This is a genomic window from Sphingomonas sp. EU05-FHT14C10, assembly GCF_058790595.1.
Genome location: NZ_JBYTEN010000007.1, coordinates 60729 through 81191 on the forward strand (window position 1 = coordinate 60729; position 20463 = coordinate 81191).

The 20463-nt window shown below is 66.7% G+C and carries 20 protein-coding genes; 7 read left to right on the forward strand and 13 right to left on the reverse strand.

What is annotated here, in order from left to right; genetic code table 11:
* Positions 1 to 5: 5 nt before the first annotated feature.
* Positions 6 to 908, forward strand: a complete 903-nt coding sequence (locus tag AC3WT0_RS09190) for a ferritin-like domain-containing protein (protein WP_492753212.1) — start codon at positions 6 to 8, stop codon at positions 906 to 908.
* 23 nt (positions 909 to 931) lie between these two features.
* Entirely contained in the window at positions 932 to 1894 is a 963-nt protein-coding gene (locus tag AC3WT0_RS09195) for a lysylphosphatidylglycerol synthase domain-containing protein (RefSeq protein ID WP_492753320.1), read from the forward strand.
* Positions 1895 to 1939: 45 nt separating this feature from the next.
* Here AC3WT0_RS09195 and AC3WT0_RS09200 read toward each other — a convergent pair whose 3' ends face one another.
* The 8 genes from AC3WT0_RS09200 to AC3WT0_RS09235 form a co-directional block, all read right to left on the reverse strand.
* Entirely contained in the window at positions 1940 to 2392 is a 453-nt protein-coding gene (locus tag AC3WT0_RS09200) for a MaoC family dehydratase (protein ID WP_492753213.1), read from the reverse strand.
* Positions 2393 to 2421: 29 nt separating this feature from the next.
* Positions 2422 to 3690, reverse strand: coding sequence for an alkaline phosphatase family protein (locus tag AC3WT0_RS09205; protein ID WP_492753214.1), 1269 nt, complete (start codon positions 3688 to 3690; stop codon positions 2422 to 2424).
* A 180-nt stretch (positions 3691 to 3870) separates the two neighbouring features.
* Positions 3871 to 4971, reverse strand: coding sequence for a redox-regulated ATPase YchF (gene ychF / locus AC3WT0_RS09210; RefSeq protein ID WP_492753215.1), 1101 nt, complete (start codon positions 4969 to 4971; stop codon positions 3871 to 3873).
* 89 nt (positions 4972 to 5060) lie between these two features.
* Entirely contained in the window at positions 5061 to 5666 is a 606-nt protein-coding gene (locus AC3WT0_RS09215; protein WP_492753216.1) for a TIGR02466 family protein, read from the reverse strand.
* Positions 5663 to 6241 (reverse strand): aminoacyl-tRNA hydrolase, encoded by a 579-nt coding sequence (gene pth, locus AC3WT0_RS09220; protein WP_492753217.1) that lies wholly within the window; start codon positions 6239 to 6241, stop codon positions 5663 to 5665. Before pth ends, AC3WT0_RS09215 begins: the two co-directional genes overlap by 4 nt.
* A 51-nt stretch (positions 6242 to 6292) precedes the next feature.
* The gene (locus tag AC3WT0_RS09225) at positions 6293 to 6913 is read right to left on the reverse strand and encodes a 50S ribosomal protein L25/general stress protein Ctc (protein WP_492753218.1); all 621 of its coding nucleotides are present in this window, start codon (positions 6911 to 6913) and stop codon (positions 6293 to 6295) included.
* 120 nt (positions 6914 to 7033) lie between these two features.
* Positions 7034 to 7921 carry a TraB/GumN family protein gene (locus AC3WT0_RS09230; protein ID WP_492753219.1) on the reverse strand — a complete coding sequence of 296 codons (888 nt, stop codon included), beginning with the start codon at positions 7919 to 7921 and terminating at the stop codon, positions 7034 to 7036.
* A 31-nt stretch (positions 7922 to 7952) separates the two neighbouring features.
* Positions 7953 to 8837: a TraB/GumN family protein gene (locus AC3WT0_RS09235; protein WP_492753220.1), complete on the reverse strand. Its 885-nt coding sequence runs from the start codon at positions 8835 to 8837 to the stop codon at positions 7953 to 7955.
* Between the two features lie 145 nt (positions 8838 to 8982).
* On the opposite strand from AC3WT0_RS09235, the gene AC3WT0_RS09240 reads away from it, so the two are divergent.
* The 5 genes from AC3WT0_RS09240 (at position 8983) to AC3WT0_RS09260 (ending at position 15910) form a co-directional block, all read left to right on the forward strand.
* On the forward strand, positions 8983 to 9822 hold the full coding sequence (locus tag AC3WT0_RS09240) for a glycine--tRNA ligase subunit alpha (RefSeq protein ID WP_492753321.1): 840 nt from the start codon (positions 8983 to 8985) through the stop codon (positions 9820 to 9822).
* Positions 9822 to 12062, forward strand: coding sequence for a glycine--tRNA ligase subunit beta (glyS, locus tag AC3WT0_RS09245; RefSeq protein WP_492753221.1), 2241 nt, complete (start codon positions 9822 to 9824; stop codon positions 12060 to 12062). The genes AC3WT0_RS09240 and glyS overlap by 1 nt, the downstream gene beginning before the upstream one ends.
* A 78-nt stretch (positions 12063 to 12140) precedes the next feature.
* A complete protein-coding gene (gene ppdK, locus AC3WT0_RS09250; RefSeq protein WP_492753222.1) occupies positions 12141 to 14807 on the forward strand; it encodes a pyruvate, phosphate dikinase in 2667 nt (888 codons plus the stop codon).
* A gap of 6 nt (positions 14808 to 14813) precedes the next feature.
* A complete protein-coding gene (locus AC3WT0_RS09255) occupies positions 14814 to 15389 on the forward strand; it encodes a DUF1214 domain-containing protein (protein WP_492753223.1) in 576 nt (191 codons plus the stop codon).
* Positions 15389 to 15910 carry a DUF1254 domain-containing protein gene (locus tag AC3WT0_RS09260; RefSeq protein WP_492753224.1) on the forward strand — a complete coding sequence of 174 codons (522 nt, stop codon included), beginning with the start codon at positions 15389 to 15391 and terminating at the stop codon, positions 15908 to 15910. Before AC3WT0_RS09255 ends, AC3WT0_RS09260 begins: the two co-directional genes overlap by 1 nt.
* 7 nt (positions 15911 to 15917) lie before the next feature.
* Here AC3WT0_RS09260 and AC3WT0_RS09265 read toward each other — a convergent pair whose 3' ends face one another.
* The 5 genes from AC3WT0_RS09265 to AC3WT0_RS09285 form a co-directional block, all read right to left on the reverse strand.
* Entirely contained in the window at positions 15918 to 16403 is a 486-nt protein-coding gene (locus AC3WT0_RS09265) for a helix-hairpin-helix domain-containing protein (protein WP_492753225.1), read from the reverse strand.
* A gap of 73 nt (positions 16404 to 16476) precedes the next feature.
* On the reverse strand, positions 16477 to 17478 hold the full coding sequence (locus AC3WT0_RS09270; protein WP_492753226.1) for a type II secretion system F family protein: 1002 nt from the start codon (positions 17476 to 17478) through the stop codon (positions 16477 to 16479).
* Positions 17479 to 17496: 18 nt separating this feature from the next.
* A complete protein-coding gene (locus tag AC3WT0_RS09275; RefSeq protein ID WP_492753227.1) occupies positions 17497 to 18471 on the reverse strand; it encodes a type II secretion system F family protein in 975 nt (324 codons plus the stop codon).
* A 47-nt stretch (positions 18472 to 18518) separates the two neighbouring features.
* Positions 18519 to 19808, reverse strand: coding sequence for a CpaE/TadZ family protein (locus AC3WT0_RS09280; protein ID WP_492753228.1), 1290 nt, complete (start codon positions 19806 to 19808; stop codon positions 18519 to 18521).
* Positions 19808 to 20452, reverse strand: a complete 645-nt coding sequence (locus AC3WT0_RS09285; protein ID WP_492753229.1) for a CpaD family pilus assembly protein — start codon at positions 20450 to 20452, stop codon at positions 19808 to 19810. Before AC3WT0_RS09285 ends, AC3WT0_RS09280 begins: the two co-directional genes overlap by 1 nt.
* Positions 20453 to 20463 lie beyond the last annotated feature (11 nt).

The window sequence follows — 20463 nt, forward strand, 5'->3', positions numbered from 1 at the left end:
GCGTTATGAATCTCGTGCCTGACTGGGGGCAGTTCGATGCCGCCGCACCGTTGCCGCAAGGTGCGGTGAAGCTGGGCAGCCCCGAGCATCTGACCTTGTTCAGCCGGATGCTGCTCGACACGCACGATCCTTACCGCCCCGCGCTGATCGACTGGCCCGATCTGGAGCCGGCGACGCGCGACAAGATCGTCTCGCTGCCGATCTGGGACATGGCGGTGCAGACCGAGGGGCGCACCGGCCTGTTCGTGAAGACCTTCGGCGAAACGGTGAAGGACCCGCTGCTCAAGGCGGCGGTCCAGATGGACGCGTTCGAGGAGCGCCGCCACAAGGTCGTGCTCGCCGACATGGTCCGCGCCTACGGCATCGAGCTTCAGCCCGAGCCCGACTACAAGAAGCCCAGGGACGCCGAATGGGCCTTCATGCGATCGGGCTATTCCGAGTGCATCGACAGCTTCTTCGGCTTCGGCCTTTTCAGGATGGCCAAGGATACCGGCTTCTTTCCGCCCGAACTGATCGACACGTTCGAGCCGGTGATGCGCGAGGAAGGGCGGCACATCCTCTTCTTCGTCAACTGGGTCGCGTGGTGGCGGCGCAACATGCCCTGGTGGCGCCGGCCCTATTTCGAGGCCAAGGTGCTCGTCGTATGGCTCTTCCTTATCTGGGAGAGGATCGATATGGCCAAGGGCATGGGGGAAGACAACACCAAGGCGCAGGAGAACAACTTCACGCTCAACGGCTCGAAGGAGCTGGGCGTCGAGGTGACTTTCCCCGAACTGGCGCGCATCTGCCTGTCGGAGAACGACAAGCGCCTTGCGCCCTATGACAAGCGCCTGATCCGCCCGCGCTTCGTGCCCGCGATGATGCGGCTGGCGCTGCGTTTCGCACCGAAACCCAAGCCGGCGGCCTGACCATTTCCGCGCGCCACCTTATCCTGCTGGCGACGGCCGTCGGGTTCGCCATCGCGCTCTGGACCCTGGGCGCGACGGGCTTTGCCGAGATATTCCGGATTGCCGGGCGCGTCGGCCCTGGCGGCTTCATTATCTATTGCGGCTGGTCGTTGGGCGTCTTCGGTCTGCTTGGCGGGGCGTGGCTGGCGGCCGCGCCGGGGGAGAGCGTGGATCGGCTCCCGCTCTTCGCCTGGGCGCGGATGGTGCGCGAGGCGGCGGCGGACATGCTGCCCTTCTCGCAGCTTGGCGGGATCGTGCTCGCGGCGCGCACGCTGGGCGGCCATGCCGTCGCGACCAGCAAGGCTTATGGTGCGATGGTCGTCGACATGACGACCGAAATGGCTGCTCAGCTCGTCTTCACCTTGTTCGGCCTGTCATTGATGGCGTCGCTGCTGATCGGGGACGGCGCGGTCACGTCGCTCCGCCCGCTCATCCTCGGTGGCACCGGGGTGATGGTCGCGATCATCCTCGGCTTCTTCCTGGCGCAGGGCCGCGTGCTCGACGCGATGGCGAACCTCGCCGGGCGTTTCGTCCCAGGATCGGCGGCGACGCTGGCCGAAATCAGGGCCGAGCTCGAGCATATCTATACGCGCCGCGCGCGCGTCGTGACGGCCTTCTTCCTCAATCTCGCCGCATGGGTCGGCAGCGGGATCGGGGCGTGGATCGTCCTGCGCTTCATGGACGTCGATATCTCGGTGTGGAGTGTGCTCTCGCTCGAAAGCCTGATCTTCACGCTGCGCGGCGTCGCCTTCGCCATTCCCGGCGGGCTGGGCGTGCAGGAAGCAGCCTATGCGCTTGCCGGGCCGCTGTTCGGGCTGCCGGTGGAGACCGCGCTCGCGCTCTCGGTCGCCAAGCGTGCGCGCGATGTGGCGATCGGCCTGCCGACGCTGATCGTCTGGCAGCTTCGCGAGGCGCGCAGCGTCCGCTTCGGCCTGGGCGCGGGCTGACAAGCCTTCACCATCATTGCTTCGCTGCGCTCGCAATGACGAAGGCTATTCCTGGATAGGGCGGCGACCGATCAGCGCGGTATTGACGTAGGACATTACCGGCTCGTCATTCTGGTTGAAGACGGTCAGGCGGCTGCGGAACGATCCGCGATCGGGCTTGCTGCGCGACGGCGTCTTTTCCAGAAGCTCGCTTTCGCAGGTCAGCACATCGCCCGGATAAACGGGACGGTGCCAGCGCAACTCGTCGATCCCGATCCCGCCCATGCCGGCCTGCTGATGCTTGGTCAGGTTCTCGACGATCATCGCCATCGACATGGCGGCCGTATGCCAGCCGCTCGCCGCGATGCGGCCGAAATAGGTCTTGGCGGCGGCCTCGTCGGACAAGTGAAAGGGCTGGGGATCGAATTTGCGCGCGAAATCGAGCACGTCCTCGCGTGTCACCTCATAGCGTCCGAAGCGCTGCTTCGATCCGACCTCCAGATCCTCGAAATACTGCATCACACTCTCCTTTCGTCCGCCGGGCGGATCTATTTGATGAGAACGCTCCGGAACGGCGCATCGGTGCCGTCGGTGCGTGTCGCGGGCGGCAGGCCGATCAGATCACGGAGCAGCGGCGCGACGTCGACATTGTCGAAGGGCGCAAGCTTTACCCCCGGCCTGAACGCCGGCCCATTGGCGATGAACAGCGCCGCCATGTCGGGCGACTGATTGTCATAGCCATGATTGCCGCCGCTCGTCGGCTTGGTCGGCGTGGTCTCCGCGATCGCCCAGCCGGTTTCGGCGAGGCAGAAATAGGGCGGGATGCGCGGGTTGGTCCCATATTTGAAGCGCGCCGGAATCTCGGCCTTGCGCCAGCATTGCATGTGATCGTGCGGTTTCAGCAGCGCGACTTCCAGCGCCGCCTCATGACCGGCGACGGGGAAGAGGCTGGCATAGGGGCCGGTCTCCTCGATCCGATAGTCGGCCGGGTTGGCGATCCTGTCGAGCGCGATCGTCCGCTCGCTGCTTGTCGCGGCCATGCCATGATCGGCGACGATCACGATATTCGCCGTCTGGTTCAGCTGCCTGAGGCCTTCGATCAGCTTGCCGATCGTCGCGTCGACATCGGCGACGGCCGCTGTGGTCCGCTGGTCGGCCGGCCCGAACTGGTGGCCCGCCGTGTCGACCGTATCGAAATAGACGGTCACGAAGCGCGGGCGTATCGCCGCCGGCCGGCGCAGCCAGTCGATCACGCCGTTCACGCGCTGCGTTCCGCTGATGACCTGGTTGAACTGCGCCCAGTCCTCGGGGCGCGTGCCGCCGCTGATATCGTTGGGCCAGGCCTTGGCGCGCTCGCCGCCGATGGCGACATTCGATCCCGGCCAGAACATCGTGGCGGTACGGATGCCGGCCTTCTCGGCATCGACCCACAGCGGCGTCGCCTCGTTCCACCAGAAGGGATCGTCGGTCGCCATGGTGAAGGTCTCGCCCGGCCGCGCGGCGTCCTCCATCTTGTTGGCGACGATGCCGTTATGGTCGGGGGTCAGCCCGGTGACGATCGTCCAGTGATTGGGGAAGGTCTTGGACGGAAAGGAAGGGCGCATCGCGGCGCTCACCCCGCCTGCGGCAAGGCCCGACAGCACCGGTGTCACGCCACGATCGAGATAGTCGGGGCGAAACCCGTCGATCGAGATCAGGAGGGTGACTGTCGGCTTCGACTCGACTGCGGCGCTGGCCGATTGCGGGGCGGGCTGCGTGGCGCAGGCCGAGACGAGGAACAGGGCGGCTGCGGCGGCGATCGGGCGGAGGAGGGGCATGTGCGACTCCGAGAGGTTCGCGCCCCTTTGCCCGAGCGGACGCAGCGCCGACAAGCGCCGATCGTCCAGCGTTTGGAGGCGATAGAAAAATCGGCACCTGCCCGCTCCCCCACCCGGCCTCCCACTGAGTATCCTAGATGGGAGGCCGGGTGGGGGAGCGGGCAGGTGCCGCTTCAATCCTCAGACGTTAAACCGGAAAAGCATCACGTCGCCGTCATGGACGACATAGTCCTTGCCTTCGGCGCGCAGCTTGCCGGCTTCGCGCGCACCGCTTTCACCGCCGAGCGCGACATAGTCGTCATAGGCGATCGTTTCGGCGCGGATGAAGCCGCGCTCGAAATCGGTGTGGATCTCGCCGGCGGCCTGCGGGGCCTTCGCGCCCTTGTGGACCGTCCAGGCACGCGCTTCCTTGGGGCCGACGGTGAAGAAGGTCAGGAGGTGGAGCAACGTGTAGCCGGCGCGGATCACGCGGGCGAGGCCGGTTTCCTCCAGCCCCAGTTCCGACAGGAACTCGCCGCGCTCGTCGGCCGCCATCGTCGCGATCTCCGCCTCGATCGCGGCCGAGACGATCACGGCCTCCGCCCCCTCGGCCTTGGCCTTGGCGAAGACGCGCGCCGAGAATTCATTGCCGTCAGCGGCATGGCCCTCGTCGACGTTGCAGACGTAAAGCACGGGCTTGGCGGTCAGCAACTGGGCCTGGTTCAGCGCCCGGCGCTCCTCCTCGTCCTTCGGCTCGGTCAGCCGCGCGGGCTTGCCCTCGCGAAGCAGATCGAGCGCCTGGCTGAGCACCGAGGCCGCGATCTTCGATTCCTTGTCGCCCTGCTGCGCCTTCTTGGCGAGGTTGGGCACGCGCTTCTCGAGGCTGTCCAGATCGGCGAGCATCAGTTCGGTCTCGACCGTCTCGGCATCGGCGATCGGATCGACCTTGCCTTCGACATGCGTGATGTCGCCATCCTCGAAGCAGCGCAGGACATGCACGATGGCATCGACCTCGCGGATGTTGGCGAGAAACTGGTTGCCCAGCCCTTCGCCCTTGGACGCGCCGCGCACCAGCCCGGCGATATCGACGAAGGCCAGCTGGGTCTCGATGATCTTCTGCGATCCGGCGATCGCGGCGAGCTTTTCGAGCCGGGGATCGGGAACCGCGACCTGCCCGACATTGGGTTCGATCGTGCAGAAGGGATAATTGGCCGCCTGCGCCGCCGCCGTTTCAGTCAGCGCGTTGAAAAGCGTCGATTTGCCGACGTTCGGCAGGCCAACGATGCCGCAGCGGAAACCCATGTCTGTTCGTCCGTTTCGATGAGGGGCGCCAGCGCGCCCGAAGGTTGTGTGGTCCGTTAGAGGAAGCGTGGCCCCAAGGCCAGCCCGCGCTACCAGCGGTAGTTGAAGCTGACGCTGATCCGTTCGCCCTTGCCGGCACCGGGGATGACTTCGTGCTTCAGCCAGCTTTCCCAGAGCAGGATCGTGCCGGGCTCGGGGCTTTTGGTGACGAAGCTCTGCAGATCCTGCGGGGCATCGGCGCGGCGGGGCGGGGCCGCCATCATCAGGCCGAGCCGGGGATCCTCCAGCTTCAGCCCGCCCGCGCCGGGCGGCACCGCGACATAGACGGTGCCCGATACGACGCTGTGCGGGTGGATGTGGCTCGAATGGCCGCCACCGGGTTTCAGGATATTCACCCACAGGCTGTCGAGTTTCAGCTTGCGGCCGCCGAGATCGAAGGCGCAGGCGTCGGCAAAGGCAGCGACATGCTTGTCGAGCACGCGCTTCAGGTCAGCGAAGGCCGGGTCGCGGATCGGCAGATCGTCGAGCGAGGCATAGGAGGTGTAGCCGCGATAGGCGTGATCGCGCGACCAGCGGCGGCCCGCCATGTCCTGTTCGGCGAGCGCGCGGCACGATTCCTCCAGCTCGGCGACAAGATCGGCGTCGCCCAATTGGCCTTCGTAAAGGCGCGTTGCGAAGAGGCTGCTGATCGTCATGCCGGGCTGTCCTGCAACCGAAGCGCGACTTCGCTCATGAAGCGGGCGTCGTCGCCTTTCGCGAGCCAGGGCGTCTCGGCCGCTATCGCGCCCAGCATGTCGGCGAGCGGATCGAGTTCGACCTTGGCGTAGTTGCCGAGGACGTGGCCGGTCACGCGGTCCTTGTGGCCGGGATGGCCGATGCCGATGCGGACGCGGCGGAAAGGATTGCCGATATGTGCTTCGGTCGAGCGCAGGCCGTTATGCCCCGCTGTGCCGCCGCCCGTCTTCACCTTGACCTTGAAGGGCGCGAGATCGAGCTCGTCATGGAAGACGGTGACGTCGCCGACACCCAGTTTGTAGAAGCGCATCGCCTCGCCGATCGCGCGGCCGCTTTCGTTCATGAATGTCGCGGGTTTGAGGAGAAGTATCTTCTCGCCGCCGATGCGGCCTTCGCTCGCCCAACCCTGGAAGCGGGTGCGCGGCGGTTCGAAACCATGGACTTCGGCGATGGCGTCGACCGCCATGAAGCCGGCATTGTGGCGCTGCATCGCATATTGCGCGCCGGGATTGCCGAGGCCGACCCAGATCTGCATCGCGGGAAACCCGGCCTGCCCCCGCCGGACGCGGGGGCAGGCCGAAGAGTCTTATTCGGCGTCGGTGGCCGGCGCGTCCTCGGTGTCGCCCTCGGACGACTTGAGCGCCGACGGGGCAACGACCGTCGCGATGGTGAAATCGCGATCGTCGATCGCCGAAGCCGCGCCCTTGGGGAGCGTGACGTTCGAGATGTGGATCGAGTCGCCGACTTCGTAGCCGGCCAGATCGATCACCACTTCGTCGGGGATGCTCGCGGCGTCGACGACGAGCTCGAGCTCGTGACGGACGACGTTGAGCACGCCGCCGCGCTTGATGCCGGGCGAGGCGTCTTCATTCTCGAAGCGCACCGGCACCGCGACGGTAACGGTGGCGTGCTCCGAGATGCGGAGGAAGTCGACATGGAGCGGACGCTCCGTGACCGGGTGGAACTGGACGTCCTTCGGCAGGGTCCGCACCGGCTTGCCGCCAGCGTCGATCATCACCACCGAGTTCATGAAGTGGCCGGTGTGGAGCAGGCGCGTCAGCGCCTTTTCTTCCACATGGATGCCGGTCGGCTCCTGATTGTTGCCGTAAATAACGGCAGGGACGCGGCCAGAATTGCGCAGATCACGGGAGGCTCCCTTGCCAGCCCGATCGCGCGTTTCGGCCGACAGCGTCAGCGCTTCGCTCATCGCAGTCTCCAATTCGCATAAGGTTTAATGTTCATTCCCGACGACGCCTCCAGGGATGACCATCGCAGGGAAGCGGGGCGCATAGCGGCGGATGCGCGGAAAAGCAAGCGCGCGGGCGCTTCATTGCAGCCGTTCGACGCGGTAGCCGTCGGCCTTGAGCTTCGCGATCACTGAGTCCGATCCTGCGAAATGGCCGGCGCCGACCGCGACCATCACCGTGCCCGGCTTCGCCATGCGCTGCTCGATCCATCCCGCCCAGGCGGCGTTGCGCTGGCGGACCAGCTTATCGGCGAGTTCGGGCGAGAGCTTCAGTTCCTCGTCGAAGGTCACGGCGATGCGCTTGATGTCGCCCTTGCTCCACGCCGCGATCATGTCGGTGATCTGCTTGCCGCCGTCGCCCGCCGCATCGTCGGCCATGCCGAGCAGCAGCTTGCGCTGCGCGCTTTCGGGGAGCGTATCGAAATAGCCGAGCTGCTGCCGCGTCGTCTCCAGCCCGTCCACCGGCTTGCCTGCGTCGCGGAACAAGGTGCCCAATTGGCTGTCGATACCGTTCTGCGGGCTCGCGCCGCTGTCCTTGCCGGTCATCGTCCCGATGGTGAGCGCGGCGGCCCAGGTCTTCAGCCCGTCGAGCTGCGCGGGCTTGAGCCCGGCCTTGTCGATCGCGGCGGCGAGCGCGGCGCGCTTGTCGGCGGGCACGCGATCGAGGATCGGCGGCAGGCCGGGGGCGATCGCGACGGCCTTGTAGGCGCTCGCCTGCGCATTGGCATCGCCGACATCGGCGATTTCGAGCACCAGCGTGTCGGCTTTGGCGAGCGCGGCGTTGAAGCGCGGGGTGCGCCAGTCATAGCCGTCGGGCAGCATATGGATGGTACCGAACAGATAGATGGTCGTGTCCGGATCGGACACGCGCCACAGCGCAGGCTTCGCGACCTCGGCCTGTCCCGATCCCGAGCAGGCGGAGATGAGGGCGGCGGCGAGGGGGATGAAGAGGCGGGCGATGCGGATCATCCCCGCCCCATAACCGGCTTTGGCGCGGGCGTCAGTCCTTGACCCGTTCGGATGCGATGCCGAGCGCCTTGAGCTTGGCCTGAACGCTGTCCGGCCCCGCCAGATGCCCCGCGCCGACGGCGACGAAGACCACGCCCGGCTGGTCGAGCCGCGCCTTGATCCACGCCGCCCAGCGGGCGTTGCGATCGGCGAGGAGGATCTTGCCGATCTCCGGATTCTCGTCGAGCGATTCGTTCATCACGCGGCCGAGCTTGTCGGCATCGCCTGCGGCCCAGGCATCGACCATCGTCTTCATCTCGCTTTCGAGCGTGGGGAGCTCGTCGACGGTCGAGTTGAGGAACTTGATCTGGAGCGGTTCGGGCAGCGTATCGAAATAGCCGAGCTGCTGATCGACCGTCTCCAGCCCGCCGATCGGTTTGCCTTCCTGCGCGGCGGTGGCGGTCAGCGAACGCTCGACGCCGGTCGCGGGATCATAGCCGAAAGTCTTGAGCGGCATGACGGTGAGCGCGGTCGCGACGAACCAGGGTTCCAGCTGCTCGAACGCCGTTTCGGGCACGCCGAGCTGCTTGAGCGCGGCCTGATAATTGGCGCGCGCCGCCGGATCGAGCTTCGTGCTCAAGGGCTTGCCCGACTGGTCGATCGCCAGCGTCAGCATCTTCTGCGACATCTCGGTCTGATCGGGCATGACGATCTCGAGCATCACCTGCTGCGCGCTTTCAAACGCCTTTTTCACCGGCCCCTCGAACCAGTCGATATCGGGCGGCAGAACGTGGACCGTGCCGAACAGATAGATGGTCGTATCCCGATCCTTGACCACCCACAGCGCGGGGTGCGCCTCGCGCGCCGCCGCAGGCTGTGCGAAAAGGATGAAAGGCAGGGCGAAAAGCGCCAGAAGGCGGGCGATAAGGCGAGTCATGCGGCCACGCATAACGGCGCGATCCTTAACGGTCTCCCCACTTGCTTGATTCCCGATCGTCCATCGGCCAAAGCGGCGCCAGATTTTTGCGACTGCGAAGACAGGAAAGACCGTGGCAGAGGCGAAGCCGCTCAGCTTCCAGAAGATGATCCTGACGCTCCACGATTATTGGGGCGATCGGGGCTGCGTGATCCTGCAGCCCTACGACATGGAAATGGGCGCGGGCACCTTCCACCCGGCGACGACGCTGCGCGCGCTGGGCCCCGATGCGTGGAATGCCGCCTTCGTCCAGCCCTGTCGCCGCCCGACCGACGGCCGCTATGGCGAGAACCCCAACCGGCTCCAGCATTATTACCAGTATCAGGTGATCCTGAAGCCGTCGCCGCCCGACCTGCAGGCGCTTTATCTGGGATCGCTCAAGGCGATCGGCGTCGATCTGCTGAAGCACGACATACGCTTCGTCGAGGACGACTGGGAAAGCCCGACGCTCGGCGCGTGGGGGCTGGGCTGGGAAGTCTGGTGTGACGGGATGGAAGTGACGCAGTTCACCTATTTCCAGCAGATGGGCGGTTATGACTGCAAGCCGGTGGCGGGCGAGCTGACCTACGGGCTCGAGCGCCTCGCCATGTACATCCAAGGCAAGGACAGCGTGTACGATCTCGCGTTCAACGACGCCGGCGTGACCTATGGTGACGTGTTCCATGAGAATGAGGTCGAGATGTCGACCTGGAACTTCGAGGTCGCGAACACCGATGCGCTGTTCGACCTGTTCCGCAAGGCCGTGGCCGAATGCGAGAACAGCCTTGAGGCCAGGCTGCCCATCCCGGCCTATGAGCAGGCGATCAAGGCCAGCCACGTCTTCAACCTGCTCAACGCGCGCGGCGTGATCTCGGTCGCCGAGCGGCAGGCCTATATCGGCCGCGTCCGCGATCTGGCGAAGGGAAGCTGCACGGCGTGGATGGAAAAGAACGGGTGGGAAGCGTGATGGCCGATTTCCTGCTCGAGCTCCTCTCGGAGGAAATTCCCGCGCGCATGCAGGACAAGGCACGCGAGGATCTGGCGCGCCTGTTCGCGGCCGAACTGGACAAGGCGGGGCTGAAGGCCGGCGCGGTCGAGACCTTCGCGACGCCGCGCCGCCTGACGCTGATCGCGCGCGGTCTGCCCGTCGAGACGGCTGCAGTATCCGAGGAACTGAAGGGTCCGCGCGTCGGTGCGCCCGATCAGGCGATCGACGGCTTCCTGCGCAAGACCGGTCTGACGCGCGAAGCGCTCACCGAGCGCGACGGCGTGTGGTTCGCGGTGGTCGAGAAGGCCGGGCGCGCGACGGCCGACGTGATCGCCGAGGCGGTGCCGGCCGTCATCCGCGCCTTCCCCTGGCCCAAGTCGATGCGCTGGGGCGATGCCTCGCTGTCGACCGAGAGCCTGCGCTGGGTGCGCCCGCTGCAGGGCATCATCGCGCTGCTCGGCGGCGAGGTCGTGCCGTTCGAGGTCGCGGGCGTGGCGTCGGGGCGCGAGACGGTGGGGCATCGCTTCCTGTCGTCCGGCCCGATCGCGATCGGGGGGACGGGCGACTATGCGCAGACGCTGCGCGCTGCCCATGTCATCGTCGACCAGGACGAGCGGCGTGGGATCATCCGCGACGGCGCCGCGAAGCTGGCGCGCGAGGCGGGGCTGGAGCTGATCGAGGATGAAGGCCTCGTCGCCGAAAATGCGGGGCTGACCGAATGGCCGGTGCCGCTGCTCGGGCGGTTCGACGCCGATTTCCTCAGCGTTCCGCCCGAGGTGATCCGGCTCACCGCGCGCGTGAACCAGAAATATTTCGTCTGCCGTGATGCGGACGGCAAGCTCGCCAACGCCTTCGTCTGCACCGCGAACCTGCCCGCCAGCGACGGCGGCGTCGCGATCGTCGAGGGCAATCGCAAGGTGCTGGCCGCGCGCCTTTCGGACGCGCGCTTCTTCTACGAAACCGACCTGAAGGTTCCGCTGGAGAAGCAGGCGGAGAAGCTGTCGAACATCGTCTTTCACGAGAAGCTGGGCACCGTCGCCGACAAGGTCGATCGCGTCGCGAAGCTGGCGCGCTGGCTGGTGGAAGAGGGAATCGTAAAGGGCGCGGACCCGGCGCTGGCGGAACGCGCGGCGCGGCTGGCCAAGGCCGATCTCGTTACCGGCATGGTCGGCGAGTTTCCCGAGTTGCAGGGCCTGATGGGCGGCTATTACGCCGCCGCGCAGGGCGAGACGAAGGAAGTCGCCGAGGCGATCCGCGATCATTACAAGCCCGTCGGGCAGGGCGATGACGTGCCGACTGCGCCGGTTACGGTGGCGGTGTCATTGGCGGACAAGCTGGATACGCTTCTAAGCTTCTTCGATATTGGCGAGTTACCGACCGGATCGAAAGATCCGTTCGCCCTTCGGCGTGCGGCGCTCGGCGTATTGGCGACGGCGATACGGAATGGTGTTGGTCTGAGCCTCCGGGCAGTAGCTATCTGGCATTTTAATGCAAAGCATAGCGTTCTGCTGGATGCGTCGAAGCAGGAGACCGGCAACGCGTTCGGAGGTGACGCCTTTCCGGCATCGCGCCGTGTTGCCGATCTGATGATTCGGAACATTAAATTACTCGACTTCTTCACCGAACGCCTGAAGGTCCAGCAGCGGGATGCCGGGGTTCGCCACGATCTGATCGACGCAGTGTTCGCGCTGGGTGGCGAGGACGATCTTGTCCGCCTGCTTGCGCGGGTTAAGGCGCTGCAAGCCTTTGTCGAGACCGAGGATGGCGATAACCTGCTCGCCGGTTATCGCCGCGCCGCCAATATCCTGAAGAAGGAAGGCTATGACGCTCCCCTCCCCGCAGGGGAGGGGCCGGGGGTGGGTGTCGCCGCAGGCGATCAAACCGCCGATGCCGGGGGCTCGCTGCGCTCGCGACCCACCCCCGGCCCCTCCCTGGGAGGGAGGGGAGAGGGGCTTTCCTACGCGCCCGAGCCCGCCGAGGCGGCGCTGATCGCAGCGCTCGACGCGGCCGAGCCGCGTGCGGCGGCGGCGGTCGAGGCGGAGGACTTCGCCGGCGCCATGGCTGCGCTGGCGACGCTGCGCGCGCCGATCGATACCTTTTTCGACGACGTGACGGTGAACGATGCCGATCCCGCCAAGCGCGCGGCCCGGCTCGCCCTGCTTGCGCGCATCAGGAACGCGGTCCACCGCGTCGCGGACTTCTCTCGTATCGAAAAGTGACAAACGACAGGAATTGAGGTCGAAGCGGGCCGCAAGCAGAGCCCGCAGCCTCGGACCAGGACCAGCTTGGGGACTAGAATGACGCAATATGTTTACCGCTTCGGCGGCGGCGTTTCGGACGGCGGCAAGGGCGACAAGAACCTGCTCGGCGGCAAGGGTGCGAACCTCGACGGCATGGCCTCGATCGGGCTGCCGGTGCCCCCCGGCTTCACCATCTCGACCGAGATGTGCACGCGCTATTATGAGGAAGGCGAGGCCTTTCCGGACAGCCTGCGCGCCGAAGTGGCGAACGGCATCGCGCATATCGAGGGGCTGACCGGCAAGCGTTTCGGCAACCCTGCCGATCCGCTGCTCGTCTCGGTCCGCTCGGGCGCGCGCGTCTCGATGCCCGGCATGATGGATACCGTCCTCAACCTCGGCCTCAACGACGAGACGGTGCTGGGCCTTGCCGCGACCAGCGGAGACGATCGCTTCGCCTGGGACAGCTATCGCCGCTTCATCCAGATGTATTCGGACGTCGTGCTGGAACTCGATCATGGCGCGTTCGAGGAAGCCCTTGAAATCGCCAAGGAAGACAAGGGGCATTTCCTCGACACCGATCTGACCGCCGCCGACTGGCAGGCGCTGGTCGGCGAGTATAAGAAGATCGTCGAGGCGCAGTGGGGCCGGCCCTTCCCGCAGGACGTGCACGACCAGCTTTGGGGCGCGATCGGCGCGGTGTTCGGCTCGTGGCAGTCGGAACGCGCCAAGGTCTATCGCCGGCTGAACGACATTCCGGGCGGCTGGGGCACCGCCGTCAACGTGCAGGCGATGGTCTTCGGCAACATGGGCGACACATCGGCGACGGGCGTGGCCTTCACGCGCGATCCGGCGACGGGCGAGCGCGCTTATTATGGCGAGTTCCTGATCAATGCGCAGGGCGAGGACGTCGTCGCGGGCATCCGCACGCCGCAATATCTGACCAAGGCGGCGCGCGAGCGGGCAGGGGCCAGGCCGCTGTCGATGGAAGAGGCGATGCCCGAGACCTTCGGCGAGCTGGCGCGCGTTTTCGACCTGCTCGAAACCCATTATCGCGACATGCAGGACATCGAGTTCACCGTCGAGCGCGGCAAGCTGTGGATGCTCCAGACGCGTTCGGGCAAGCGCACCGCCAAGGCGGCGCTGAAGATCGCGGTCGACATGGCGAACGAAGGGCTGATCAACCGCGAGGAAGCAGTGCTGCGCGTCGACCCCGCCGCGCTCGACCAGCTTCTCCACCCGACGCTCGACCCCAAGGCGCCGCGCGACGTGCTGACCAAAGGGCTTCCGGCATCGCCGGGCGCGGCCTCCGGCGCGGTGGTGTTCGATGCCGATACGGCCGAGAAGCGCGCCGAGCTGGGCGAGGCGGTGATCCTCGTGCGGATCGAGACGTCGCCGGAGGATATTCACGGCATGCACGCCGCGAAGGGCATCCTGACGGCGCGCGGCGGCATGACCAGCCACGCGGCGGTCGTCGCGCGCGGCATGGGGCGGCCCTGCGTATCGGGTGCGGGCACGCTGGCGATCGACGCCAAGGAAAAGCTGTTCCGCGTCGGCCAGCGGGTGATCCGCGAAGGCGAGATCGTGACGATCGACGGCGCATCGGGCGAAGTGATGGCGGGCGAAGTCGCCACCGTGCAGCCCGAGCTGGCGGGCGATTTCGGCACGCTGATGGGCTGGGCCGACGAAGTTCGTCGCCTGAAGGTGCGCGCCAATGCCGAGACTCCGCTGGATTGCCGCACCGCGCGCGATTTCGGCGCCGAGGGCGTCGGCCTGTGCCGCACCGAGCATATGTTCTTCGACGCGGCGCGGATCACCGCGGTCCGCCAGATGATCCTCGCCGAGAATGAGGCGGGGCGTCGCGCGGCGCTCGACAAGCTGCTTCCCGAGCAGCGTGGCGATTTCACCGAGATTTTCGAGGTGATGGCCGGGCTGCCGGTGACGATCCGCCTGCTCGATCCGCCGCTCCACGAGTTCCTGCCGCACGAGGAAGCGGAGTTTGCGGAAGTGGCCGCCGCCGCCGACGTGAGCGTCGACACGCTCAAGCGCCGCGCGGCCGAGCTTCACGAGTTCAACCCGATGCTGGGGCATCGCGGCTGCCGCCTTGGCGTCACTTATCCCGAGATCTACGAGATGCAGGCGCGGGCGATCTTCGAGGCGGCGTGCGACGTCGCGGCGAAGAGCGGCGAGGCGCCGATCCCCGAAGTGATGATCCCGCTCGTCGCCACCAGGCGCGAGCTGGAACTGATGAAGGCGATCGTCGACGCGGCCGCCAAGGCCGTCTTCGCCGAGAAGGGGCGCGAGATCACCTATCTCGTCGGCACGATGATCGAGCTGCCGCGCGCCGCGCTCAAGGCCGATGAGATCGCCGAGGTCGGCGAATTCTTCAGCTTCGGCACCAACGATCTCACCCAGACGACGCTGGGCGTCAGCCGCGACGATGCCGGTCGCTTCCTGACGACCTATGTCGACAAGGGCATCTTCGCGCGCGACCCCTTCGTCAGCCTCGACGTCGAGGGCGTGGGCGAGCTGATCCGCATCGCCGCCGAGCGCGGCCGCAAGACGCGGCCGAACATCAAGCTCGGCATCTGCGGCGAACATGGCGGCGATCCGGCCTCGATCGCCTTCTGCGAGGAGACCGGCCTCGACTATGTCAGCGCCTCTCCCTACCGTGTGCCGATCGCACGGCTGGCGGCAGCCCAGGCGGCGATGAAAAGGAGAGGTTGATCGGCCTTGCGACCCTGGGCGCGTTTCCTGATCTGCGGCGTGGCCGGCCTGTTCGTCGGAGCGGGCGGCGCGCTGTGGAGCGTGAAGACGGGCGCCATGGGGTCGAGCGCGCCGATCGGCCCGTGGACCACCGGACGCGATTTCGGCAGCGCGGATGCGAGCGCGAAGACGCGGGCGATGGTCGCGCTCACCGGTTTGCTCGCGCTGCCGGCGCGCGAGGCGCGCTATTACATGGCCAATGTCGATGATGCCGGCCAGCCGCTCGACGGGCGCTGCACCTACAAGGTGACGGGCGGCGAGGGCGGCGGGGCGTGGTGGAGCCTGACGCTCTACGATCTCGACGGCTATCTGGTCAGCAACGGTCCGCGCATCTTCTCGGTCAACAGCGCGGCGGTCACGCCGGCCGAGCAGGGTGCATGGACGGTCAATGTTGCGCCCGGCGCGCAGCCGGGGCACTGGCTGCCCACCGGCGGCATCGATCGCTTCAACCTGACGCTGCGCGTCTATCTGCCGGCGGATGGCGGCAAGTCCAACCTCACGCGCGCGCAGTTGCCGCATATCGCGAAGCAGGGGTGCGCGTGATGCGGCGCTGGCTGTTTCCGATCCTCTTCGGCGTCGTGATCGCCGCGATCGCCTGGCAGGCGACGCTGGTCGCGATGCCCGAGATGCTGATGCGGCTCGCGGTCGGGCGGATCGAGAAGATGAGCGGCGGGATCGACGTCATGCGGCATCCCGGCCTGTCGGACGACAAGGCGCGGACGATCGTGCGGCCCAGCCCCGATCTCGCTTATTCCTCCTGCGCCTATGATCTGTCGAAGGGGCCGCTTGCCATCCATGTCGCGCCGACGCCGGCGCCTTACTGGTCGCTGTCGGTCTTCGATGCGAACACCGATGTCGCCTTCGTGCGCAACTGCCGTGAGACCAAAGGCGCGGCGCTCGACATCGTCGTTGCACTTCCCGATCAGGCCGTGCCCGAAGGACGCGAGGCCGTGCGTGTCAAGGGCGCGAAGGGCGTCGCGCTCGTCCGCGCGCTGGTGCCCGATCGCGCGGCCTATCCGGCGATAGACCGCGCGCGGCACGGAAGCTGGTGCAGGACGCTCTGATCCCGCTTTACGCGTAACGGGCGCGAAGCTCGTCGACCTTGCCCGTGCGCAGCAGCGCCGCCTGCTCGCGCCAATGCTCGTCGGCGATGCGGCCGGGGGCATAGCCGAGCGAGCCTTCGAGCGCGGCTTCGTCGGCGGCGCTCATCTTCTCCAGCTCACGATAGCTGTGGACGCCGAGCGCATTCAGCCGGTCCTCGCCCGGTCGGCCGACGCCGCGGATCAGCGACAGGTCGTCGCGCTTGCCGGCTGCCGCAGCGGCGATGCCGCCGCCGACCAGCGGATCGGGCGGTGTGTGGCGCTCGAGTTCGGCGATCCGCGCGTTGGCGGCGGCGACACGGGCGGCATAATCGGTGCGGAGCTTCTCATGCGCGTCGCGCTCGATGCGCAACTCGCGCTTCCACCTGCCGCCCCCGCCGCGCAGCAGGAAGCCGGCGGCGAAGGCCAGCAGCAGCATGAAGGTCACATAGACCCATTCGTCTGACGTCAGGCTCATCATGGCTCTCTCTCCTTGTGGAGCTAGAGCGCGTGACGAGCCTCGACGTTCCTCCCGGTGCCGAGGCCTCCGACTATTTCTGGTGAAGGAAGGAGTCGGAGATCGCACAGGCCGCCGGGCCGAGAATGACGATGAACAGCACCGGCAGGATGAACAGGATCAGCGGCACCGTCATGATCGCGGGCAGGCGCGCGGCCTTTTCCTCGGCGCGCATCATGCGTTCGTTGCGGAACTCGGCCGAGAGAACGCGCAGCGCGGCGGCAAGCGGCGTGCCGTATTTCTCGGTCTGGATCATCGTGGTGACGACGCCGCGCACCGCTTCGAGATCGACGCGGTTGGCGAGATTCTCGAACGCCTGGCGACGATCGGTCAGGAAGCCCAGCTCGATCGAGGTCAGCATGAATTCGTCGCCCAGCTCGGGATAGCCCTTACCCAGCTCCTTCGCGACGCGGGAGAAGGCCGCATCGACGGTCAGACCCGCCTCGGCGCAGATGACGAGCAGATCGAGCGCGTCGGGCAGACCCTTGCGGATCGCGTGGCTGCGCTTGGTGACCTTGTTCTTCAGCCAGATGTCCGGCGCCTTGTAGCTGCCGATCAGCACGCCGGCGACGAGGAAGAACTTCTTCATCGGCGACCAGGTCGGGAAATAATCGATGCCGTAGACGAGCAGCAGGATGAAGCCGCCCGCGAAGATCGGGATCATCAGCCGGCCGAAGATGACGGCGATCGCCGCGTCCTTGGACCGAATACCGGCCTGGACGAGGCGCGCCTGCGCCGCCTTCAGCTGTTCGTCCTGCAGAACCTTGAGGCTCGCCAGGAACGAGCGCATGCGCTGCGTGGTCTCGTTCTTCGCGCCCAGCTTGGCACGGCGGCGCGAGGTTGAGGCGGTGATGCCCATTTTCAGCTGTTCGCGACGGTCGTTGAGCGCCTTGACGCGCTTGGCCATCGGATCGCGCACCGTCGATGCGGCATAGATCGCGATGAGCACGAAGAAGGTCGCGACTGCCGTCAGCAGCGTCGCCACCCACATGACATCCACACCGAGGAGCGTGGGGCCGGCTACTTCACCACCCATGATTTCCTGCTCCTCCGCTCAAATCTCGAAATTGACCATCTTGGCCATCACAGCCCCGCCGATGCTCATCCAGATGAGCCCGCCCACGCCGGCGACGATCAGGCGCTGATCGGTGAAGAAGCCGTGCAGATAGGCCGGGTTCATCATGTAGACGAGCGCGAAGACGATGAAGGGCAGGGCGCCGACGATATAGGCCGAGGCCTTGGATTCGGACGACATCGCCTTGATCTTGAGCTTCATCTGCGAACGCTTGCGCAGCACGTCGGCCAGGTTGGACAGCGTTTCGGCAAGGTTGCCGCCGGTCTCGCGCTGGATCGCGAGCGTGATGACGAAGAACTGGAACTCGGGCGTGCCGAGCCGGTCCGCCGTATCCTGCAGCGCGGCGTCCATCGTGCGGCCGATCTTCATCTTGTCGCTGACGTTGCGAAACTCTTCGCCGACCGGCCCGGGGATCTCGCTCGACACCACCGTCAGCGTCTCGCTGATCGGCAGGCCCGCGCGCAGGCCGCGGACGAGCAGCTCGATCGCGTCCGGGAAGCGCGCGGTGAACTTGCCGACGCGCTTCTTGATCGTCATCCCGACGATCAGGTGCGGCAGGCCCAGCCCGATGAACAGCGAAAGGCCCAGCGACAGCAGCAGCGGCATGCCCTTCACCCAGGCGAGCATGAAGATGACCACGACGAGGCCCAGCGAGGCGATGGCATATTGGCCCAGCGTCCAGCTCTTGCCCGTCATCGCCAGGCGCTTGCGGAGCAGGGCGGGGTTGGGGATGAAGCGCGCGAACGCGCTGTCCATCTTGGTCTCGCGATTGGCGATGATGCGGCGCATCTGCGCTTCCACCGCGCCGCCGACGCCGCCGGCGTGGCGATCGCGCATGCCTGCGATCCGGCGCTGCTGCGCCTTGTCGAGCGAAGGCCCGGAAAAGGCGACGATGAGCAGCACGCCAGTGCATAGCGCGCCGAACAACACCATCATCATCGGAAGCATCTGCATCAGCTTCTACCCGCACTGCTTGCGCCGGCCATCACGGCCGGCACGTGTCACTGAGCCTTGGCTTTCGCCTTCGACGGCATCATCGCCTTGAGCCCGCCGAGCTTACCGAGGAGCGAGCCCTTGCCCGCTTTCTCTTCACCCTCGGCCGCAGCCTCTTCGTCCGCGGCGCTGACCAGGCGCGTCGACAGCGAGAGCAGGCCCTGGCTGAGCTTCGCGCCCTTGCCGGCTTCGGCGATCGGCTTGCCCAGCTTCGCCGCCTGCGCCGCGACCTTGGAGTCGAGCGGCAGGACGAAATCGATCTTGCGCTCGATCGACGCCTCGAAATCCTTGCGCGCCAGTTCGCCCGCGGCCTGCGCCGGCACGCGGTTGGCGACCAGGATCGGCTTGGCGTGGGGTGCGTTGGAGCGCAGCCAGGCCAGGAGCCGGATCACGTCGCGCGCGGCGGCCAGCGTCATTTCCGTGACGATGACGACCGAAGTCGCGTCGGAAACGAGCTGCGGATATTGCACCAGCATATGCCGCGGCAGATCGACGACGGTGCATTCGAATGCCGCCTTCATCTCTTCCTGCAACTGGTGGAATGCGGCCCCGTCGGACAGCATCGGCTGGTGGATCGGCGCTTCGGCCGACAGGATGGCCAGCTTCTCATTGGCCTTGACCATGGCGCGCTCGATGAACAGTCCGTCGATGCGGCTGGGATTCTCGATCGCGTCGGTCAGCCCGCGTCCCGGCTCCAGGTCGAGCGCGAGTGCGCCCGTGCCGAAATGGACATCGAGATCGAGCAGCGCGGTCGCGCGGCCGTGCTTGTCGCCGAACAGCCAGGCGAGCGACGCGGCGACCGACGAAGCGCCGACGCCGCCGCGCGAGCCGATCACGGCCGTCATCAGGTGCGGGCGTTCGACCGCCGGTTCCGCATTGCGCGGCGCGTTGAACACCGCCTGCGCCTGCGCGAAGGCGTCGCGAAGCTGATCGGGGCTGAAAGGCTTCAGCAGATAATCCTGAATCCCGCTCGCCAGCAGATCGCGATAGAGGCGAACGTCGTTGACCTGGCCCGCCGCGATCACGACCGTTCCGGGCTCGCAGACCTCGGCGAGCGCGTTGATGTCGCTCAGCGGGTCGCCCGATTCGGAAAGGTCGACGAACAGCACATTGGGGCTGGCCGAGACCGACAGCGACTGGACGGCGTTGCGGAGGCCGCCCTTGTTGACCTTTTCCGGCGACCAGCCGAGCTCGACGGTGATCGGACGGATCTGGTCGGCGGTCGAATCGTCGCAGACGAAGGCGACGAAAGGTTCGCGCGGGCTACCCGTGCGCGAAGGGCTCCAGGGCGCGTTCATCAGTTGCTGCCTTTCCCGGTGGTTTCCTTGGTCAGATCCTTTTCGCCGCTGGGCGGACGGGTCCGATAGGATTTGATCGCCTTGCCGGCGGTGAGGCCGTCGGTGCCGCCCGAAGGCTCGCGCCCCTGGATCAGATCCTCGGGGTTCGCGACCATCGCGGCGAGATTGGACATCGCGGCGCAGCCATAGTTGGACATGGTCGATCCGGCGAGTTCGGCCGAACCGCGGCTCCAGTCCGGGCAGTGAGGCACTTCGGCCCGCGAACGGCTGACGATGACGCGCACGCTGCCCGCCGGCACCGAGCCTGCGGTGACCGGCGCGGCGTCCGAAAGGAGCAGGCCATAGCCGGCCGCGAGCTTGGCGATCTCGGCGCGCGCGCCGGCATTGCCATAGGCGTCGCCTTCGTCGACCGAGATGCGATCGCCATAGGCAAGGCGCATCGAATCGAACCAGCCGGAAAGGCGCTGGGCCTCGCCCGAGGCCAGGCCGCCCGATCCGGCCGCCACGTCGATCACATAATCGGTCCGGCTGACGACGGGCTGATGAACGGTCTCGAGGCCCTGGTTGAGCGTCGGCTTGTAGCCGCCGCACCCGCTCAGCGTGACGGCGAGAGCGGCAAGGGTGGAAGTGGTGATGAAGCGCATGGTCCTGCTCC